This window comes from Stenotrophomonas lacuserhaii (assembly GCF_039674585.1).
Taxonomy (GTDB): domain Bacteria; phylum Pseudomonadota; class Gammaproteobacteria; order Xanthomonadales; family Xanthomonadaceae; genus Stenotrophomonas; species Stenotrophomonas pennii_A.
The window spans coordinates 12438-30875 of the sequence record NZ_JBDJNU010000016.1 but is presented as its reverse complement, the minus strand read 5'-3'; the positions used below and the strand labels follow the sequence as shown (position 1 = coordinate 30875).

Sequence of the window (18438 nt, the reverse complement as noted above, 5' to 3'; positions counted from 1 at the left end):
TCCACCTTTCGATGCGGGGGGCGGTTGGCCGTCAATCCAGCATTGTGATTTGACGGCCAGCGGCCGTCACTACCTGCGTCGTGATGAAGTGTTGCAGTTGGGCGGCGACCTCGTCGGCCTGGCCGAGGAATGGCGCATGGCCGCCGTGGGCGATGGTCTGCGCGGTCGCTGAACCGGCTGGGCACAACGCGGCGGCGGCATGCGCGGCGGCCGGTGGCACCAGTCGGTCGCGGTGGCCGGGCAACCACAGGCTGGGCGTGCGCAGCGCCGGCAGGGCATCGCGCAGGTCGGCGGACTGCAGCAGCCGCGCGCCTTCTTCCAGCACGCGCGGGTCCGGCGCGCCGGCGTCCAGCAGGCGCTGGCGCAGGCCACGCAGGTCGGCGCGTGCGGGATCGGTGTTCATCAGGTCCAGCGCCAGGAAGCGGTCCACCGTGGCCGGGAAGTCGTCGGCCAGGTCACGCGCGAACTGCGTGAACACCGGCGCCGGCACTGCATGCGGCCAGCCTTCTTCACGCACGAAGCGTGGCGACGAGGCCAGCATCACCAGCCCCTGCACCTGCGGCAGGGTCGCGGCGGCATGCAGCGCGAACAGGCCGCCCAGCGACCACCCGCACCATACTGCCGGCGGCGTGGCGGCGGCGATCGCGGTGGCTATGGCCTGGAGCTCCAGCGGCGTTGCGTCGTCGCGGCTGCGGCCATGGCCGGGCAGGTCCACCACGTGCAGCGTGAACGTGCTGGACAGCCGTTTCACCAGCGGCGCGAAGACTTCGCCCTGCAATGCCCAGCCATGGATCAGGACCAGCGCAGGGCCGTTGCCGCTGACCGCGATATGCATGCGCTCAGGCCAGCGCGGCCGCGGACAGCAGCGTGCCCGCGTGCAGGCCGTCGCGTGCGCGCGCAATCGCATCCACCAGGGCCTGCACCTGCGCAGGCACATGCAACGCCGACAGGCTGACGCGCAGGCGCGCGGCACCATCGCCGGTGAGGCGGGCCGGCACCGTGCCCACCCACATCCCCGCCTGCTGCAGGTTCTGCGCCAGCGCGATGGCCTGCTGGTCGGTGGCGAAGGACAGCGACTGGATCGGGGTTTCGGCGGCCATCAGGCCCAGGCCGTGACCGCGCGCGGCACTGCGGAACAGGCCGACCAGCTCCACCAGTTTCTCGCGGCGCCAGTCATCCCGACGCGCCAGGCGCAGTGCTTCCAGCGATGCCGCCGCCAATGCCGGCGACAGCGCCGGGGAGTGCAGGTAGGGACGCGCGGTGGCGGCCAGATGCTCCAGCAGCGCCGCCTCGCCCACCACCAGTGCACCGGAACCACCCAGTGCGGCATCCAGGGCGAATACCTGCAACGGTACGTCGGCGGCGCCCATTCCGGCCGCCGACACGCTGCCGCGGCCGCCATCGCCCAGCACGCCGATGCCATGCGTATCGTCCACGCACAGCAGCGCCTGCTGCATGCGCGCGACCAGCGACAGCGAACGCAGTGGCGCGCTGTCGCCGTCGATGCAGAACACCGCGTCGGTGGCCAGCATCGCCGCGCCGTCGGCGGCGTGCTTGAGCTGGCGCATCGCGCCTTCGGCATCCAGGTGCGGATAGCGGCGCAGGCGCGCGCCTGCCAATGCCGTGGCATCGAGCAGGCTGGGATGGTTGAGCTGGTCCTGCGCGCAGACGTCGCCGTCTTCGCACAGCAGCACCTGCTGCACGGCCAGGTTGGCCAGGTAGGCACTGCTGAACAGCAGGGCGCGTGGATGGCCCAGCCAGTCGGCGGCTTCGGTTTCCAGCGCCTGGTGCAGCGCGTGGCGGCCCCCAGCGGCAGGTGCGGCGCCGCCATTGACGCCTTCGCGCGCGACCGCATCCTGCAGCGCACTGACCACGCTGAACTGCTGGGCGAGTCCGAGATAATCGCTGCCGCGGAAGCTGGTCAACGCATGGCCATCGACATCGACGCGGACGCCATCACGACGGCCCACGGCCTGCACCGGCGCGTCCGAACGCAGGCTGTCCGCGCTGCTGCGCAGCGCCTGGATTCGTTCGAACAGGTCAGGACGGGCCATCGGGGGCGGGCTACGGATGAACGGGCCGATAGCGTAACAAACCCACCGCCAGCCAGGCCGTGAGCCCCCCCCACCGCCGGTCGGTAGTGACGACCGCTGGTCGTCAACGCATCCCGGTGGGTGACGACCGTTGGTCGTCACAGGCGGAGCACAGCCCCGCTGCACTCCGCGCTCTTCCCCGATACCCGACACCCCAAACCAGCCGCATCCTGATCCCCACCATGCCGCCGCCCACCACCCTCCGCACCATCACCGACGCCTTGTTGCGCAGCCTGTTGCCCCCGGTCTGCCAGATCTGCGCAGACTGCGGCGAACACGACCGCGAACTCTGCGGTGCCTGCAGCCTCACCCTGCCCTGGCACAGCGACGGCTGCGCGCGCTGCGCACTTCCCTTGCCCGAAGACGCCGATGACATCTGCTACCGCTGCGAAGAAGCCCCGCCGCCGCTGGATGCCTGCTGGGCAAGCCTGCGTTACGAAGACCCCGTGTCCGGCCTGCTGCTGCGCTACAAATTCCATTCCGACCTGGCCGCAGGACGATTGATGGCGCAGCTGATGGCCCTCAATCCACCGCCGTGGCCGCTGGCGCCGCTGGTGGCCGTGCCGCTCCATCCCAGCCGCCTGCGTCAACGCGGCTACGACCAGGCTGCAGAGCTGGCCCGCCTGATCGGTGCGCCGTGCTGGAAAGGGCTTCGCCGGATCCGCGCCACCGCACCGCAGTCCGAGCGCAATGCCGAAGCGCGCCGGCACAACCTGGATGGCGCGTTCGGTGTGGTGGGGGAGGTGCCGCAGGCGGTGGTGCTGGTGGACGACGTGATGACTACGGGCAGCACGCTGCATGCGTGTGCGGAGACGTTGCGGGAAGCAGGGTGCCAAGAGGTGAACGCGTGGGTTTGTGCGCGGGTGCCGTGATGGGGTAGTGCGGCGCGGGATTCAAACAAGGCCCTGTCATGTCAGGAGGGCTTTACCGGTCTTATCCGCCCCGATGATGCCCGCAGGTGCGGAATGGAGTAGATCGAGCCACGACTGGTAAGCCGGACCAGCTGTCGCATCTTGGGCCACCATTCCAGCAGCCTCGCTGCGCGGTCATAGTGGTTCAGTTGGCGCCACCCCTTGCTCAGCACGAATACGGTCAGCCCCAAGCGGGCCACCGCCTCGCGCTCCGCAGGGCGGCGCTGGTGGTGATCCTGGGTTACATGAACCTCGATTCCGGCTTTCGCGGCTATCTCGAATAGTTCGACATCCTTGGTTCCGGCGTCGACAAGGTCGCGCACGTGAACCACCTCATCGTCGTCCAACTGCGCAATGGCGTGTACTGCGCGTGCCAGCGAACGCGGAAGGTTCTCGTCTATCTGCGCCTTCAACGCGCGATCATCCGTTCGAACTCGATGGCCTTGCGAACGGCTGCAAGCGGGACCTCGAACAACCGGGCGACGCGCGATTCGTCGCCGTCTTCGCCCGCCAAAGCATCTGCGATTGCTGCGGTGGGGACGCCGGACGCTGAAAGGATCGGCTGGCCAAACTGGCGTTCCGGATCCAGCACCACCACATGACTGCCCTTCAACGGGAACCAACGCGTCGCAGCATCGTCTACCGACAGCTCGATGCCTTCGCGCAGTGAGGGGGCGACTACCTTGCGGATGACATCCTGGCGTTTGACTACGTCAACCAGGGCAGGGTCACCGCTGGCATCCACCAACTCCATGAAAATGCGCCGGCCGTCGGTCTTGAAGGAGGTACGAGTGAAGGGATAGTCGCGCCCCAGGCGCTCATGGAGCTCGGCGATTGTCCGGCGGACAAGATTGAGCGGAACCCCGCATGCAACGAAGGTGCGGACAAAGCGCAGTTCCACCAGATCGCGGAAGCCGATGCCATCTATGCCCGATCCTTCCCATTGAGGAGTCCACAATGGTGGGTGATCAGCCAGCTTGTCGCCCCGCCCGGCGCTGTAGCCCTTCAGCCAGCGGCGCAGGTCTGCCGGCTTACCCCCGATGAATCGCGACGCGTCGGCGAACGAGTACAGGCCTCGGCCGAGCAGTTCTGACGGTGGCAGGGCGGTTCCCATGCGGGGAGTGTAATCAATGCGCTAGCGGTTCGGGCACCGATGGCAATCCAATGTTCCTATGGGGGCCGAAGCGGCGATCGGCCGGTAGGTGATCCACGAAAAAGCCGACGCTGCCAGGCAGCGTCGGTTTTCAGAAAGATGCAGCGTGGAGTCTTACGACTTCATTGCATGCTTGCGGGCGCGCATGACCGCATGGGTCTCCTGCACTTCCGGGAGCAGGCGGGTGACTTCGGTGCGCACCGGGGCCGGCACGTCGTTGTCGGTCAGCACGTCCTTGAAGGCCTTCAGCAGGCGATCTTCGGACTCTTCCAGCTCGGCAACGTAGCCGTACTCGGTGTCACCAAGGGTGGCGCGGATGTTGCCGTACATCTTCTGCACCGAACCGACGAAGGTGCCGTGTTCCGCCGGCTCACCGCCGGTGGCGGCAACGGTCGCGCTCAGCGAGGTGACGATGTCGGCCTTGCTGCCGGCGATGCGGGTGAACAGGGCGGCCAGCTCGGCGTCCTTCACCTTGGTGGCGGCTTCGCTGTAGAACTTCTGACCATCACGGGCGATCTCGATCAGGTCATTGAGGCTGTGTTCGATCTTGGACTGGGTGCTCATGGATAGTGCTCCGTGTGAGTGGTCGAATGGAACGGCGGGAGTGATGCCGTGCCGTTGGAGACCACCTTGGACAGGTGCGAGTCCACTGCAGGTGAGCACGGTTTGATGCGCCCGTCATGTGGCCCAACGGGGGGCCAATGGCTGCAGGGGCCGCCATTGAATTCGACATGCCCGTACGCCGGCGCCGCATGGCGGCCAGTGGTCAGCCGCCGCGCCGTTCATTGCATCGCTTCCACGCGCAGCCCGATATCCAGCGCCCGCATCACATCCAGCACACTGTCGAAATAAAGCGGTTGGGTGCCATTCAACTGCCGCCGGATGGCCTCTGCGCTGAGGCCGCATTCGCGTGCGACAAGGCTCATGCCGTGCAACTCGGCGGCCAGAAGCAGGGAGCGCGCGAACGTGCTTTCATCGTAGTGGGCCATGTGCAGGCGGCCGTCCAGGTACCCGGCCATCTCGACCGCACGGCGGTTGGCCAGCTGGGCCTTTGCTTTCTCGTAGGGTGTCATTCCTGCCTCCCCGCGGCCTGCCGGGCGTCGCGTCCATTGCCAGGGGCCGCTTGCGGATGCAGGGCCACGTGGACGTTCGCTGCGGAGGTTTGGAATGCTTCCAGCCGACGCTCCAGGCGCTCGATGAAGTGGGGTGGGAAGTCGAGCATGGTGTCGCCCATCAGGGCGTACAGGCGATTGGCACTCAGGGGGTACTGCGCGTCCATCGGATACCTCGCAAGGCTGGGGGCCACCTGCGCCGAGGCGTCAGGTGGCGGGCGATGCGGGTTCGCATACCGGTTGAAGACGGTCAAAAATCCGGCGGATCAGGGATCCCCCACATCGCCCGCCGTATGAACGGTGCGCGACGCAGTGCATTCTCCGCCGTGCCCAGAGGGCAAAACAGAGCCAAATGCCGCCTTCAAATCAGGATGCGAATCCCGGCTGGCGCTCTTCGTCGCCAGCAGGTTCATCCCATCAGTCAGGCGCCTTTGCGTACATGGGCAAAGTTGCAGTTTTGTGGGTGCGGTATAGGGCCGGCGCGTCGCACGGACGGCGGCGCAGGGCGTCAGTGAAAGACGACGCGTGCGGGGGCTGTAATGCGGAATGCGCCGCCGATTCAAGGCAGGCCCCCGCATGATGACGCGGGGGCCGCCGGGCTCAATCGCGGTCGAGCTTGAGCTCCAGACCATCTGCCGTGTTGCGTACAACGATCACATCGAAATCGCGGTTGCCATTGACGGCCTTGATCTCGACCTCATCGGTGTCGTCGGTCTTGATGCTGTAGACGCCCGCACCGAACTCCTTGGAGAGCGCATTGGAGATCAGCACCGCCGCCGCTTCGTGGTTGGTGGCGGCCGGGATGGCGATGGCGACATTGGTGGCTTCGCCTGCCTGCGGCGTCACCGCGAGGGTGATCTCGCCGTCGATCTTGGATCGGCCCTTCAGTTCGACGTTCCACTTGTTCGACGGCGCAGCGAATGCGGGGACGGCTATGGCGAAGGCGACAGCCACGGCCAGGGACCGGGCAAGCGGGGTACGCAGGATATTCATCGATGCCACTCCTCTGCAGGCGGGCAGGTGCCCGTGGGAGGCCGATGCTGTCGCAGGAGAGTTGGAGGGGGTGTGAAGCGTGCCTCTCTGGGCTGAACAGGCCTTCAGGGGGCCTGTTCGCGGCGTCCGGGCGATGGCCTGGGACGCTGGGGGAAGCGAGGGAGATGGTGCGCCCGGAGGGATTCGAACCCCCGACCAATGGCTTCGGAAGCCACTACTCTATCCGGCTGAGCTACGAGCGCGTTTCAAGGCGCGCAGTATATAGGAATTTCTGCGGGTGGGCGGTGGTCCTGTCAGCTTCCTGTCGGATTCATGGCCTCGCAGTCCATATGCTGCGGGCCTTGGAGACCACACGCCCGAACCTTTGGACATCGCCACCGAGGAAAAAGAAGCCTTTGGCTTCCTCCGGCAAGGTCTTCACGAAGTAGTCGTGGCTTACACCGCTCTCCGGAACGAAGTTCGCCACCACGCGCAGGCCTCTGATTGCGTCGCTGGGAAGCTGATCCCCGGACTTTCTACCGATCTCACCGCCGTCAGGGCGGGACATGTCAGCGAGCGTCGTATCAACCAGCCGCCGCAGCGCGGGTGTCTGCGCCGGGCTCCCGGCGATCTCCGCCATCGCTGCCAACGGAATAGCCGCGAACAGGTGGTAATGGAGAGCTCGCTTTCCACGTGCGAGCTCAGCCTGCAGGTGACCGTCTGCTCCGATCCCCTTGATGCCCCGATCAAGAATTGACTCGCCCAGCCTAACGCGCGCTCTGTCCTGAAGAAGGACGCCACCAAGCATCATCGAAAGCCCGTGCCAGTAGAGGTGGTTGTCAACAGGTTGCGACTCGTAGAATGCATCAGAGGCTCGCAGCGTCTCGCTGAGCCACTGACGCGTGGCTGCAGAAATAGCGCCGTCCAGGTCGACATCATCCAAGGCCAGCACCGACGTCGTGATGGCGACCATCAACCAGTCCCGGTAATAGTAATCTTCTTTAGTCGTGGTACCCGTCAAGAACTTTTTCTGCGCCATCTGGTCCAGAAGCCGGCTAATACAATGAGCGATGCCTCCCCGACGATCGCGGGGTGCACGCCCGTAACTATCTGCCAGACGGTTAAGTTGCATCACCGGCCTGTTCAGAACATCCCGTACGGGCTTCTGTTGTTCGACCTTGGCCGCGTCCAGCGTCGAGAAGGTTGAGTCGGCCGACGGGCCCTTGTAACGCGTGACGATGCCCATTTCCGAGGACATTGCCGGGACGGGAGGACATTCGTCAGAGCGGGGGGCTGCCAATACGGTTGCCGGCAATGAAACCGACGCAATGAGAGCGCCTAGTACGGTGGTTCTTAGGTACGAACTGAAACCCATGCGAGTACTTTCCTCAGTCTGGTCGCTAGCCTGCGAAATGGTTGTCAACGCTTGATTCGAGACGTAATTTTGCCGGCAAGCGTCCCCAAGCCCGAGAGATCACTTCGGCCGATAACGAGGAACCGATTCATCGGTATACCGAACTTGACCTTGTACAAGACCAGGAAAGAACCCGTAAGGACGAGGTTTGACAGAAGCATAGAGAGAGCAGCGCCCTCGAGTCCGTAGGCACGAGTCAATGGCAGCGCCGTCAGAATATTGAGCGAAACTCCCGGGAGCATCAGCAGCAATACACGAGCCGGGGACAGCACAACGGACAGGCTTGGAAAGAGGATTGTCCACGGAGCGCCAATCAACGTCGTTCCGACCAGAAGAGGGAACAGCCAGCCATCGACGGCGAAGCGGGCACCCAGCAGAAGCGGTACGGAGATGCTGGAACTCGCAACCATGGCTACCGAAATCAAGGTGAACAGCACCATGGCAACGCGTGACATTGCCGCACTACCTTCCACCGCATCGTTAGCACTTTTTGCACGGACACTGTACGAAAACGCCACTACCGCGATCGCCATGCCAACTTCGGTGATGATCTCGGTCAACCGCTGCAGCGAGAAGAACAGCCCTGCTGCGGCCTCTGGCTCTACATGGCTCACAACCAGAAATGACACACGTTTTGCTGCATTCATCAACAGCACCGCCAGCATGAACAAGAATCCCCGGGCGATCAGTCTCCGCGTCAAGGCCAGCGTATTCGCTGAGGGGCGGAAAATGAAGCGGTATTGCCTTGCAAACAGATAGAGCGCGGCGACCAGCTGCGACAGGGCCAGAACCCACATCGCGGACATAAGGGTGAAGCTTCCGGGGATCGCGAGGAGCAGAAGCGTGCACGGCAGGAGCACGAAGCGGGAGATCAGCTCCGAGGTGTTAAACAACCTGATGTCGCCCTCTCCCAAGAGGGTGCCTTGCATCATCCTCAAGTAGAGCATCGCCGCCAGCAATAGCGAGAACGGGGGCGCAAGCGCAGCGATATCGATGCTCAATGACGAGAGGTGAAGGGTTATATAGGAAATAGGGACGCCGACAGCGGCAAGCACACACCAGACCAGGAAGCTTGCCCTCGTGTAGGACGCAGCGCGGTCAGGTTCTTGGCCGACGAATACCGCCAACGAGTTGCGTATGCCCAGGTCGAGCATTGTGGAAAATATCAGAGTCGTTGAAAAAACGAAGCCGTAAATGGCCATCTCTGCGAGAGAGAGCTGGCGCGCCACGATCAGGAATACCAGCAGATTCACTGATTTTCCGCCGAAGCGGGTCACGACGGTCGCAAGTGTGTCAAGAAGCCTTTTAGCCATTGCTCGGAAGGCCTCGTGTGTCGCCGATCATTACCTGTCGATAGCCATTTACCGTGCCATTGAAAGCGAAGCGCTTGCCATCAGGCGCCCATACCGGGTGGGGATCGATTCGACGGGGACCGAGCAGATCCTTGGTATGTACCCAGGTTACGTGTCGCTCTTCATTCTTCTCCAAGTCGATGAGCCGCAAAGGAACGTCGTTCCGCTCGTTCTTGAAGCCTTCAACCGTATAAGAGTCTGTCAGGAGGTAGCGCCCGCTGCAGTCAATGCTAGGGTGGCCGCTGCCCTTATGGCCCGGGGCAACGATGCTGAGCTCACTGCCGTCGCTGCGAAACTGCACGAACGCCATTTGCTCGCCTTTGGGACGTAGGTTCATGAGAATATGCTCGCCGTCTGGGGTCCAGTTTGGATGATGCCCGCCGACGCGCCAGAGCCTATCCGGCATGGCAAGCCGGACATCAGAGCCATCCAGTCTCATTGTGATCAGCTGCACGGGCGTTCCTGCACGGAGCGGGACGCCTGTACTGAAAATAACGGCGAAGAGACGGTCGTTGCTCGGATTGACCTTGACATTGAAGACATAATAGCTGCCGCCGGCGAGCTCGCTCTGGTCACCTAAAGCCAAAACAATGTCGTGCATGCTGATCAAGAGTGCCTTCGTGCCCGTCGCAAGATCGGTTCGCCAGATTCCCTCGGTGCGGCTCGTTTTATTACGCTGCCTTGGCTTGTTAAGGAGCGGATCTGCTACGCCATACCCAGGAATGATGGCGTTTACGTACTCGATGTTCGGTGCATACGAATATCGAGCATCCGGTGACATGCCATAGACCGGTCCATCCATGACCTGATCAAGACCTGCGTTGCGCGAGAGACGAACCCCGGTCGCGCGACCATTGATAACGTCATTGCAGAAAAGCAAATCGTCGGTTTGCCCCCAATGGACATTGGCCCCAAGCTGCGCGCCCCAGCCTGCGGTCTCATGGATGACATCACAACGCCCCTCATCCAGGTCGATTACGCACACGCGCGCGCGGTCGCCAGGAATAGGAATACGGTTTATAAAGGGGACCTGCGTAACGGCAAGATAGCGCCCGCTGGGGGAGAACGGATTCACATCGAAAAAGGTCGTCATGTAATGGCCGTCGGGCGGCGTCACGACATGCACCGGAATAAGGTCCTCAGCGGGCCTGTAGGGGCGCGCCGGACTCTCCCGAGTCGCTGCCGGGTCGGGCCAGATGTTCGTAGGCCCACGCATATGAGCGAGCACGTTTCGAATAATATCAGGCGACTCGCGTACTGAGCGTTTGAGAAACTTAAGGTTGTTGATGAGTATCTGAGTGTTCATCTTGCATGGTCCCTTTATCCCGCGCGATCGCGCTGGAGGCGAAGTGCTTCGCGGATGAAAATGCCAGGAAAGATGAATGCATCCCGTGCATAGCGACGGAACAGGCGACGTGGGTCAGAGCTGAGGCGATAAAGCCATTCCAGTCCGATCGCCCCCATCCAACGTGGAGCGCGCTTCACGCTCCCCGCCATGAAATCAACCGTCGCGCCCGCGCATATCGCGATGCCAGCAGGGAGCAGATGCCGATTACGGAATACCCACTTCTCCTGCTTTGGTGAGCCGAGGCCAAGGATGATGAAGTTGGCCGCCGATGCTCGAATCATGTCAATGATCGCGGACGATTCGGATTCGTCGGCCTCAAAGCCAAGCGGGGGGCTATAGCTACCTGCCGCCCGTAGCGAGGGATAGCTCCTCGAGAGGTTGTCTATCGCACGCTGCGGCACGTCCCCCATTCCTCCAAGCACGAACACCGATAAAGGAAGTCGATTCTGCTCGGCATGTTCCAGAACCGCCGGCACTAGATCACTTCCGGCGACCCGCTCGGGAACCGGACGACGAAGAAGTCGCGATGCCGCGAACACGGGCCAGCCGTCGGCGAGGACGTAGGAGGCGTGTCGATAAACCTCGGCGAACTCCGTATCCGAATCCAACATGACAATGTGGTCAACGTTCGGGGTCACCACATAGTGAAATCGGTCTGCCCGAACAGCGGCGTTTGTGACCTGGGCGGCCGCTTCGCGCAGCGTGAGCGGATTTATGTGGACCCCGAAGAGCCTGACGGGGGCAGGAAAATTAGTGATCATTTGCTTTTATTCCGTGTCTGGATGGCAATCGACGTCATCAACAAGACGAGGCAATACAGGGTCACGGGTTTCGATGCGTAGTTGGCGCCAGTAAGGCTCCCAAGGACCATGGTAAGCACGAAAAAGAACGTGTATGAGTAACGTTGGTCCGGATTTCTAGCGCCCGCGACCCATATGTGGCTGAGCGCGAGTAGAACCACCAGTCCGAAGCCGAGGTAGCCGTTTTCGAAGAAGGCCTGGATGAAACTGTTATGTGGATGCGGGGGGCGATAGACGCCGGGCCAGAGGTGATCAAAAGCTGGTTGATCGAATGAGGCAAAGCCGTGGCCTTTGAGGGGAGTCAACGCCGCTTCCCCTATGCTGCGGAGCCATATGGTCGTGCGCCCGGTGAGGCTTGTATCGACGCCTGCACCAGCCAATGTGGATTCCAAGCTTGACTGGATGGTAATAGCAACTACCACAACAGCCAGCGTGCAGATGCCGGCTATCCACCGCATCCATCGCCCCAAAGCAAATGCGATGGTCAACGCAAGCGCAACCACTACAAAAAAGGAGTAGAGCCGGGCGTAAGCGAGTACGAATGCCGCGAAGATCAGGGGAAGGCATAAGTAGAGCCACCACCTCTGGGGAAAAATGCGCCTGAGGTCGCCGTTGAGTGCAGCAAGCACTACAAGTCCGAGCGCGAGACCCATGTAAAGGCCGAGCCGCAACTGGTGTTCGAAAACGCCCCGGAGTTCGGGTCGCTCTCCGGAGGTGAACGGTTGGAAAGCGAGCGCCCGGTCAGCTGGGATGACTGCAAGCGAAAGTACTGCGGCAATGCACGCAAACACCACAATGGAGCGTACGACCCGTTCGATTGGCGCTGAAGCGAGAAAGACACTGGCTGCGTAGATCACGATGAGCAGCACACACTGGTAGAGCGTGTCCATGGCCGAAGGAGCCCACAGCGTGCTTGCTGCGATCAGCCCGAGGTAAACCAGCAAGATCCGATTTGAGGAGCGAATGCTCGGAAAAGGAAGGCGCCAAGCATTCTTGTAGGCCAGCAATCCTATCGAAAGCAACATGGAAGCGACCATCACCAGGTTGCCGATCTTCAGGCTTCCCAGCCGAGGAAGATTCAGATCCAGGCAGAGGGCGCCGAAGACGAAAAGCAGGACGGAAATCCGTGGAACCTGCACTGCGGTCCTGTCCGATAAGGGCATGGATTTCATCGCGCGGAAAGTAATTGATCAAAGAATGCGTTCAGTTGATCGCACTGTCGATATGCGGTGTCACGATGCATCGGTGCACAGCCAGAGGGAGTGGGTGCGTTGAAGTCGATGATATTTCCCGATAGCCCCAGGTCGGTAAAAAGCGCCGAGATCTTTTTTTGTTTACCTTGTGGGATGAGTGCGACGGGGACCGATCCCGCGTGAGCGGCTACCAATAATGCATGCAATCGATTGGAGTACAGGGATTCCACCCTGGAGTAGATCGCGGAAGCGTCATCCATGCTCTGATGGCAGTCGACGAAAATTATGCGATCCGGTCCGTAAGAGGCGGACAGCTTCTCGTAAAGGCTGTACATCGCCGCGTTGTCGCGGCCGACTTGGGATACGACGGCGTGGATTGAGCCGGCTGGGCTGGCGTCGATAAGGTCCATGGCCAGTGCAGATAAGCGTTCCATGTCGAGTCCGCGATCGGCGCGGAAACTATAGGCCGTGGCGATGTCCCTCGGCCCGGTCATCTGCGCGGGCTCATCGTATAAGTTGAAAGAAAGGTCAGGCGCGATGCCGTCCACCGGGATTCCCTGACTTTCAAGGTAGCGGGCGCTTTCTTTGTCCCGCACCGAGAATGAATGGCAGATAGCACGGCGGAAGCGGGTAACAAGCAGCTCGCGACGGGTCATTGGTTCGAATGAAACGCCTGCCAGGCATACTTTGACGCCGACCATTTTCAGGCCGAATAGGACCAGGTTATAAATGATTGATGAGATGAAAGCCCGACTGCTGTCACCCACGCCCCCCCCCAGTCCGCCCGGATTGAGGAAGAAATAGCATCTCTGGCCGGAAAGGGCGGCAGCCGCCATGGCGAGCATCATTCTGCCGCGGGGGCCATGAACCAGCCGCGTGTTTGCGATCCCCTCCACGCCCATCGTTGCATGGAAGCTTTCGGGAGACCTGCTCAGATCGATGGACAGTGGGATCCGTGCGGCAATCAGCCTGGCCAGCTCGCGATTTATGAGCGCATCGCCGAGGTTGTCGAACTGCGTCTTCACGCTCATGAAGCCGATACTCTTCCGCGTCACGACATGTCCTCGGCTCGGACTGCCATATGCTTGAGCCGCTCAATGTAGTCGTAGCTAGCCGTACCATTATCTTTTGGGCCACGGGTGGCGAAAATAAGGGCTGTCTGCTTGAAGAGGGGTTCGGGAGCCAGTGTGCGGTATATGCTTTTAAGGACTGTCTTTGGTTCAACTGCGCGCGCGTTTCGGAGGATCATCGAAAGGGCCGCGATTCTGCTGCGCTTCGCGACTTCATGTGAGAGGGCGTAGAGCACGAAGCCTGAGCGGGCCTTGGGAGTGAGCGGGCATTCCGGAGAATCCAGCCAAGACACGATGCTATCTTCGGCCCCCGCGCTGGAAATGCGGGCGCCTTGTTCGTCATCAAAAAGTACAGCCAGTGGCTCAGGTAAAAAGGTCATTTTTCTGGCAAGTCTGCAGCAGCGAATGAAGAAATCAGGGTCCTGAACCTTGCGCAGATTCTCGTTCCAGCGCGCAGCGCGGAAAAGATCCCGGCGGACCACGATACTTGAAGACTGTATGCGCTGATCTCTAACAAAGTAGAACTCGCTTATTTCTTCATCAGCGTCAGGGGCGCGCGTTGGTCTCAGCTGCAGCCGTTCGTCGCCACGATATACCAGTAGCGGCGATGCCAGTAAATCGGCGCCCGTGTTCTCAACGGTAGCAGCGATGCTTCGCAACTTGTCGGGGAGAAAAAGATCATCGCTGTCCAGGTAAGCAATGTAGGGCGCGCGGGCCGCATCGCTACCCGCGTTTCGTGCGGCGCATGCCCCGGCAGCACTTTCGGGCAGGCGCAGTAGAGTGATGTCAAGGTCGTTGAAAAGCTCAACCACCAAGCCAATGTCTTCGGTAGACCCATCGTCAACCACAACAACTTCGAAATCCTGTAATGACTGCTCGCGCAGTGAAAGCAGGCTTCGATAGAGGAGCCGCGAGCGGTTCTTGACCGGGATTACGACTGAAAAGGTGGGGATGGGCGCGGAGGTCATCGAGGGCATCTGTCCTTGCTGAACGAATAGTTGGTGCGAGTCCTGAAAGCGGCGTCGACGATCAGGCCGGTTGCCAGAACGTGCCCTTAACCAGCGGCAAAAATGTGAGCGCAACATGCTGATCCGTTCGCCGGGCGCTTGTTGTGGTGGTATGCATTTTGCGGTCGCCCTTGCGTGCGGATGTTTGATCCCATGGCCAGGACACTTTCCCGGCCTGAGAGCCCGCTTCAACAGTGGGAATCACGGCGCTGAGCTGGGGGAAAGTAATGCTACTACACCCGTAGCTTCGAACAGCAGGTCGTCGACAAGGCAAGAGGCGGCACGGGCAAATCCACGTCACGCGATGAGTGCATCGGCCCCAGACATATCAAATGCTGAATGGGTCGGCGCCCCGTTTTGGAGCGCGCGACTCAGTTTTAATGCGGTAAAAGTGTGACCCCGGTCTAGTGCGGCTATTGGCGCGGAGTTGACACGAGATACGTCGTGATCTCTCTTCCCGGCGCTGCGATTCGCGCGCCGACACGGATCAGGTAGACTGTTGCGCCCGTCTGATGGCCGGGATCTCCCCTGATGTACCTGAACGAGCAGTGCGCCGCGCGTGGTCTGCTCCCGAACACAAGTGGACGCAATGACCAAGCAAACGGATCCCCGAGCGCTCAAGGATGATGAGATTGATCTGCGGGAGTTGGTAGGTGTTCTGATCGACCGGAAATGGTGGATCATCATCTCTACCGCAATCTTCTCACTGGCGGGAATCGCATACGCGCTGCTTTCGCAGCCGGTTTATCAGGCTCAAGCCACCGTACAGGTCGAATCGAAAGTCCCTACGATCCCAGGGCTCGCTGATCTAGCGTCTCTAGGAGGCGGTGGGAGCACGGCGGCAACGACTGAGGTTGCCTTGCTCACCTCGCGCACAGTGATTGGCACTGCGATCGATGAGCTTGACCTGGAGGTCCTCGTTAGCCCGCAGCGTCTGCCATTGGTGGGCGGCTTCCTTTCCCGGCGTTTCTCGCCGGCATCGGAAGAGGACGTTGCAGAGCCTCTCTTGGGCTTGTCGAGCTACGGCTGGGGCGGTGAATTGCTTGAAATCCATCGGCTTGAAGTTCCACGCGCGATGGTCGATACCTCACTTACTCTGGAGGTGCTTGATAGCGCTGGTGGCTTCATGCTGTCCGACGAGGATGGTGTTGAGCTGCTACGGGGCCAGGTGGGGAAGATGGCTGAGGGTCGGGGGGTGAAACTGGAAGTAGCAACGCTGAGGGCTAACAAAGGGACTCGCTTTGATGTTACTCGAGCGCGCCGCCTCGACGTTCTTGCCAATCTTCAGGAAGACATCAAGGCTGTCGAGCAGGGCAAGGACTCTGGAATCCTGCAGTTGAGCTACGAATCAGAGGACCCGCAGCGCGCCCAGGCTGTAGTGCAGCATGTTGCTCAGGCGTACGTCCGTCAGAATGTTGACCGTAGCTCCGCCGAGGCTGCATCACAGCTGCAGTTCGTGAAGGAACAGCTGCCGACCATCCGTCGACAGGTGGAAGAGGCACAGGCTGCGATGAGCAGCTACCAGTCGCGCGCCAATTCTGTTGATATCACCATGCAGACCAAAGGCCTGCTGGAGCAGGAGGTTGCCGTGGAAGGCAGCATCCAGCAGTTGCGCCTGAAGCAGGCGGAGATGGACCGCAGCTTCACACGCGAGCATCCGGCCTACCGCGCTCTACTCAACCAGCTCAGCGAACTCGAAGGCCGCAAGGCCGGCTTCAAGCGTCAGGTAAGTGACCTGCCCGATACGCAGCAGGAACTGCTGCGTCTTACGCGCGATTTGCAGGTCAGCAATGAGCTGTATACCGCATTACTGAACCAGGCGCAGCAGCTGGACGTGGCTCGCGCTGGTGCCGTGGGGAACGTCCGCATCGTTGACCCGGCCATGGTGGACACTGCTAATCCGGTCAAGCCGCGTAAGCCACTCATCGTCATCATTGCGACCCTTGTTGGCGCATTGCTTGCTACAGCATTTGTCTTCCTGCAGCGCATGCTCAACCCAGGCATCGAAGACCCGGCCGAACTGGAAGAACTCGGTCTGCCGGTCTACGCCGCCATCCCGCTCAGCGTTTCCACCACCCTGCCGAAGCTGCGCAAGGGCAAGCACGGCACCCGCGTGATCGCCGATGGCCGCCAGCATCTGCTGGCGGTGAGCTCCCCGGCAGATCCCACGGTGGAAGCGCTGCGCAGCCTGCGCACCAGCCTGCACTTCGCCATGCTGGAAGCGAAGAACAACATCCTGACCATCTCCGGGCCGCGCCCGGGCGTCGGCAAGACGTTCGTGTCCAGCAACCTGGGTGCGGTCATCGCACAGGCCGGCCAGCGCGTGCTGGTGATCGATGCGGACATGCGCAAGGGCACCCTGCACAAGCTGCTGGGCATCTCGCACCAGCAGGGTCTGTCCGATGTGCTGGGCGGCAAGCTGGCGGTTGAAGCGGCCATCCATCCGGTGCCGGGCCTGGACAACATGCACTACATGGTGCGTGGTGACATCCCGCCGAACCCGGCCGAGCTGCTGATGCACCCGCGTTTCCAGCAGATGCTGGAGTCGCTGTCGGCGCAGTACGACCTGGTCATCGTGGATACCCCGCCGATCCTGGCCGTGACCGATGCGGCGCTGGTCGCTACGCATGCGGGATCGAGCCTGCTGGTCACCCGTTTCGGCGTGAACCAGGCGAAGGAAATCCTGCTTACCCTGCAGCGCTTTGAACAGAATGGCGTGCAGATCAAGGGCGCGATCTTCAACGCGGTGGAAAAGCGTGCAACGGGCTATTACAGCTACGGGTACTACGAGTACAAGTCCGACGGCAAGGATTGATGCCGTTGTTCTGAAGGCCAAGGCGTGACGACCAACGGTCGTCACCCACCGATTGCTGACGCATGACGGCCAGCGGCCGTCACTACCTGAGCCATCAGCTCGGCGGGAGTATCATTTCCCCATGTCACACGCTCCCCTTGATGCGTCCCCCGCGGACCCGACGCCGCGCTGGCGGCACTACTGGAAACTGATGCGTGCCGATCGCCCGATCGGTACATTGCTGCTGCTGTGGCCTACCTGGTGGGCGTTGTGGTTGGCATCGGGCGGCCTGCCGCCGCTGTGGACGCTGTTCGTGTTCACCGCCGGGGTCTGGCTGACCCGTTCGGCCGGTTGCGTGATCAATGATTACGCCGACCGCTGGCTGGATCCGCACGTCAAGCGCACCAAGGACCGTCCGCTGGCCAGCGGCGCGGTGCGTGGCCGGCACGCGCTGATCCTGTTCGCGGTGCTGATGCTGGTGGCGTTCGCGCTGGTGCTGACAATGAACTGGCTGACCGTGGCGCTGAGCTTCGTCGGCATCTTCCTGGCCGCCAGCTACCCGTACCTGAAACGCCATACGCACCTGCCGCAGGTCTATCTGGGCATGGCCTTCGGCTGGGGCATCCCGATGGCCTTCGCGGCCGTGCAGGGTGAAGTGCCGGTGCTGGCGTGGCTGCTGTATGTGGGCAACATCCTGTGGTCCACCGCCTATGACACGTGGTACGCCATGGTGGACCGCGATGACGACCTGAAGATGGGCTCGCATTCCACGGCCATCCTGTTCGGCGATCTGGATCTGGTGATCCAGGGCGTGCTGTACGCGCTGTTCCTGGCGGCGATGACGCTGGTGGGCGTGCGGGCGGAACTGGGGGTGTACTACTTCGTTTCGGTGGGCGTGGCGGCGGGGCTGGTGGCGTATGAGTTCTGGCTGTGCCGCAACCGCGAGCGCGACCCGTGCTTCAAGGCGTTCCTGCACAACAACTGGGTGGGGGCGGCGTTGTTCGCGGGAATCGCGGTGGCACTGGCAGTAAGGTAGCGCCGAGCCACGCTCGGCGAGCGCAGCGGCAAGAGCGTGACGACCAACGGTCGTCACCCACCAATGCAACCGCATGGCGTCCCTTGCCTGGTGGAGATCGTCATCGGAACGTCACGATCCAGGGCGCAGCTGAATAGCCCAAAGCACGCCGCGCCATGAACATATGCAGTCCCTGCATGAACT

18 protein-coding genes and 1 tRNA gene are annotated in these 18438 nt (G+C 61.8%); 3 read left to right on the top strand and 16 right to left on the bottom strand.

Going from position 1 to position 18438, the window contains the following annotated elements; all coding sequences use genetic code 11:
* Positions 1-31: 31 nt before the first annotated feature.
* Together bioH and ABE522_RS08490 are read right to left on the bottom strand one after the other, a co-directional pair.
* Positions 32-835: a pimeloyl-ACP methyl ester esterase BioH gene (gene bioH / locus ABE522_RS08495; RefSeq protein WP_346591315.1), complete on the bottom strand. Its 804-nt coding sequence runs from the start codon at positions 833-835 to the stop codon at positions 32-34.
* Positions 836-839: 4 nt separating this feature from the next.
* Positions 840-2054 carry an aminotransferase class I/II-fold pyridoxal phosphate-dependent enzyme gene (locus ABE522_RS08490; RefSeq protein ID WP_346591314.1) on the bottom strand — a complete coding sequence of 405 codons (1215 nt, stop codon included), beginning with the start codon at positions 2052-2054 and terminating at the stop codon, positions 840-842.
* Positions 2055-2275: 221 nt separating this feature from the next.
* On the opposite strand from ABE522_RS08490, the gene ABE522_RS08485 reads away from it, so the two are divergent.
* Positions 2276-2965, top strand: coding sequence for a ComF family protein (locus ABE522_RS08485; RefSeq protein WP_346591313.1), 690 nt, complete (start codon positions 2276-2278; stop codon positions 2963-2965).
* Between the two features lie 41 nt (positions 2966-3006).
* Here ABE522_RS08485 and ABE522_RS08480 read toward each other — a convergent pair whose 3' ends face one another.
* From ABE522_RS08480 to ABE522_RS08415, 14 genes are all read right to left on the bottom strand, one after another.
* Positions 3007-3417 carry a PIN-like domain-containing protein gene (locus tag ABE522_RS08480; protein WP_346591312.1) on the bottom strand — a complete coding sequence of 137 codons (411 nt, stop codon included), beginning with the start codon at positions 3415-3417 and terminating at the stop codon, positions 3007-3009.
* The gene (locus ABE522_RS08475; RefSeq protein WP_346591311.1) at positions 3414-4118 is read right to left on the bottom strand and encodes a DUF433 domain-containing protein; all 705 of its coding nucleotides are present in this window, start codon (positions 4116-4118) and stop codon (positions 3414-3416) included. Before ABE522_RS08475 ends, ABE522_RS08480 begins: the two co-directional genes overlap by 4 nt.
* 153 nt (positions 4119-4271) lie before the next feature.
* On the bottom strand, positions 4272-4721 hold the full coding sequence (locus tag ABE522_RS08470) for a PA2169 family four-helix-bundle protein (protein WP_042613224.1): 450 nt from the start codon (positions 4719-4721) through the stop codon (positions 4272-4274).
* Between the two features lie 218 nt (positions 4722-4939).
* Complete coding sequence (locus ABE522_RS08465) at positions 4940-5230, bottom strand: helix-turn-helix domain-containing protein (protein WP_346591310.1); 291 nt, start codon at positions 5228-5230, stop codon at positions 4940-4942.
* Positions 5227-5436 (bottom strand): hypothetical protein, encoded by a 210-nt coding sequence (locus ABE522_RS08460; RefSeq protein WP_346591309.1) that lies wholly within the window; start codon positions 5434-5436, stop codon positions 5227-5229. Before ABE522_RS08460 ends, ABE522_RS08465 begins: the two co-directional genes overlap by 4 nt.
* Before the next feature lie 433 nt (positions 5437-5869).
* Positions 5870-6262 (bottom strand): hypothetical protein, encoded by a 393-nt coding sequence (locus tag ABE522_RS08455; protein ID WP_346591308.1) that lies wholly within the window; start codon positions 6260-6262, stop codon positions 5870-5872.
* Positions 6263-6427: 165 nt separating this feature from the next.
* A tRNA-Arg gene (locus ABE522_RS08450) sits at positions 6428-6504 on the bottom strand.
* A gap of 68 nt (positions 6505-6572) precedes the next feature.
* The gene (locus ABE522_RS08445; RefSeq protein ID WP_346591307.1) at positions 6573-7499 is read right to left on the bottom strand and encodes an alginate lyase family protein; all 927 of its coding nucleotides are present in this window, start codon (positions 7497-7499) and stop codon (positions 6573-6575) included.
* A gap of 161 nt (positions 7500-7660) precedes the next feature.
* A complete protein-coding gene (locus tag ABE522_RS08440) occupies positions 7661-8968 on the bottom strand; it encodes an oligosaccharide flippase family protein (RefSeq protein WP_346591306.1) in 1308 nt (435 codons plus the stop codon).
* Positions 8961-10313, bottom strand: a complete 1353-nt coding sequence (locus ABE522_RS08435; protein ID WP_346591305.1) for a TolB family protein — start codon at positions 10311-10313, stop codon at positions 8961-8963. The genes ABE522_RS08440 and ABE522_RS08435 overlap by 8 nt, the downstream gene beginning before the upstream one ends.
* Before the next feature lie 14 nt (positions 10314-10327).
* A complete protein-coding gene (locus ABE522_RS08430) occupies positions 10328-11116 on the bottom strand; it encodes a WecB/TagA/CpsF family glycosyltransferase (protein ID WP_346591304.1) in 789 nt (262 codons plus the stop codon).
* Positions 11113-12327 (bottom strand): O-antigen ligase family protein, encoded by a 1215-nt coding sequence (locus ABE522_RS08425; protein WP_346591303.1) that lies wholly within the window; start codon positions 12325-12327, stop codon positions 11113-11115. The genes ABE522_RS08430 and ABE522_RS08425 overlap by 4 nt, the downstream gene beginning before the upstream one ends.
* The gene (locus ABE522_RS08420; protein WP_346591302.1) at positions 12324-13379 is read right to left on the bottom strand and encodes a polysaccharide pyruvyl transferase family protein; all 1056 of its coding nucleotides are present in this window, start codon (positions 13377-13379) and stop codon (positions 12324-12326) included. The genes ABE522_RS08425 and ABE522_RS08420 overlap by 4 nt, the downstream gene beginning before the upstream one ends.
* 20 nt (positions 13380-13399) lie before the next feature.
* Positions 13400-14386 carry a glycosyltransferase family 2 protein gene (locus ABE522_RS08415; protein WP_346591301.1) on the bottom strand — a complete coding sequence of 329 codons (987 nt, stop codon included), beginning with the start codon at positions 14384-14386 and terminating at the stop codon, positions 13400-13402.
* Positions 14387-15014: 628 nt separating this feature from the next.
* Between ABE522_RS08415 and ABE522_RS08410 the strand changes: the two genes are divergently transcribed.
* Together ABE522_RS08410 and ubiA are read left to right on the top strand one after the other, a co-directional pair.
* Positions 15015-17240, top strand: coding sequence for a polysaccharide biosynthesis tyrosine autokinase (locus ABE522_RS08410; protein WP_346591300.1), 2226 nt, complete (start codon positions 15015-15017; stop codon positions 17238-17240).
* A gap of 121 nt (positions 17241-17361) precedes the next feature.
* A complete protein-coding gene (gene ubiA / locus ABE522_RS08405) occupies positions 17362-18255 on the top strand; it encodes a 4-hydroxybenzoate octaprenyltransferase (RefSeq protein WP_346591299.1) in 894 nt (297 codons plus the stop codon).
* Positions 18256-18438 lie beyond the last annotated feature (183 nt).

What these genes read in the sequence shown, in the direction of transcription:
- ABE522_RS08460 (WP_346591309.1), bottom strand. Translation starts at nt 5,436, where the DNA reads ATGGACGCGCAGTACCCCCTGAGTGCCAATCGCCTGTACGCCCTGATG.
- ABE522_RS08465 (WP_346591310.1), bottom strand. Translation starts at nt 5,230, where the DNA reads ATGACACCCTACGAGAAAGCAAAGGCCCAGCTGGCCAACCGCCGTGCG.
- ABE522_RS08475 (WP_346591311.1), bottom strand. Translation starts at nt 4,118, where the DNA reads ATGGGAACCGCCCTGCCACCGTCAGAACTGCTCGGCCGAGGCCTGTAC.
- ABE522_RS08440 (WP_346591306.1), bottom strand. Translation starts at nt 8,968, where the DNA reads ATGGCTAAAAGGCTTCTTGACACACTTGCGACCGTCGTGACCCGCTTC.
- ABE522_RS08435 (WP_346591305.1), bottom strand. Translation starts at nt 10,313, where the DNA reads ATGAACACTCAGATACTCATCAACAACCTTAAGTTTCTCAAACGCTCA.
- ABE522_RS08490 (WP_346591314.1), bottom strand. Translation starts at nt 2,054, where the DNA reads ATGGCCCGTCCTGACCTGTTCGAACGAATCCAGGCGCTGCGCAGCAGC.
- ABE522_RS08485 (WP_346591313.1), top strand. Translation starts at nt 2,276, where the DNA reads ATGCCGCCGCCCACCACCCTCCGCACCATCACCGACGCCTTGTTGCGC.
- ABE522_RS08410 (WP_346591300.1), top strand. Translation starts at nt 15,015, where the DNA reads ATGACCAAGCAAACGGATCCCCGAGCGCTCAAGGATGATGAGATTGAT.
- ABE522_RS08420 (WP_346591302.1), bottom strand. Translation starts at nt 13,379, where the DNA reads ATGAGCGTGAAGACGCAGTTCGACAACCTCGGCGATGCGCTCATAAAT.
- ABE522_RS08430 (WP_346591304.1), bottom strand. Translation starts at nt 11,116, where the DNA reads ATGATCACTAATTTTCCTGCCCCCGTCAGGCTCTTCGGGGTCCACATA.
- ABE522_RS08425 (WP_346591303.1), bottom strand. Translation starts at nt 12,327, where the DNA reads ATGAAATCCATGCCCTTATCGGACAGGACCGCAGTGCAGGTTCCACGG.
- ABE522_RS08445 (WP_346591307.1), bottom strand. Translation starts at nt 7,499, where the DNA reads ATGTCCTCGGAAATGGGCATCGTCACGCGTTACAAGGGCCCGTCGGCC.
- ubiA (WP_346591299.1), top strand. Translation starts at nt 17,362, where the DNA reads ATGTCACACGCTCCCCTTGATGCGTCCCCCGCGGACCCGACGCCGCGC.
- ABE522_RS08415 (WP_346591301.1), bottom strand. Translation starts at nt 14,386, where the DNA reads ATGACCTCCGCGCCCATCCCCACCTTTTCAGTCGTAATCCCGGTCAAG.
- ABE522_RS08470 (WP_042613224.1), bottom strand. Translation starts at nt 4,721, where the DNA reads ATGAGCACCCAGTCCAAGATCGAACACAGCCTCAATGACCTGATCGAG.
- ABE522_RS08455 (WP_346591308.1), bottom strand. Translation starts at nt 6,262, where the DNA reads ATGAATATCCTGCGTACCCCGCTTGCCCGGTCCCTGGCCGTGGCTGTC.
- bioH (WP_346591315.1), bottom strand. Translation starts at nt 835, where the DNA reads ATGCATATCGCGGTCAGCGGCAACGGCCCTGCGCTGGTCCTGATCCAT.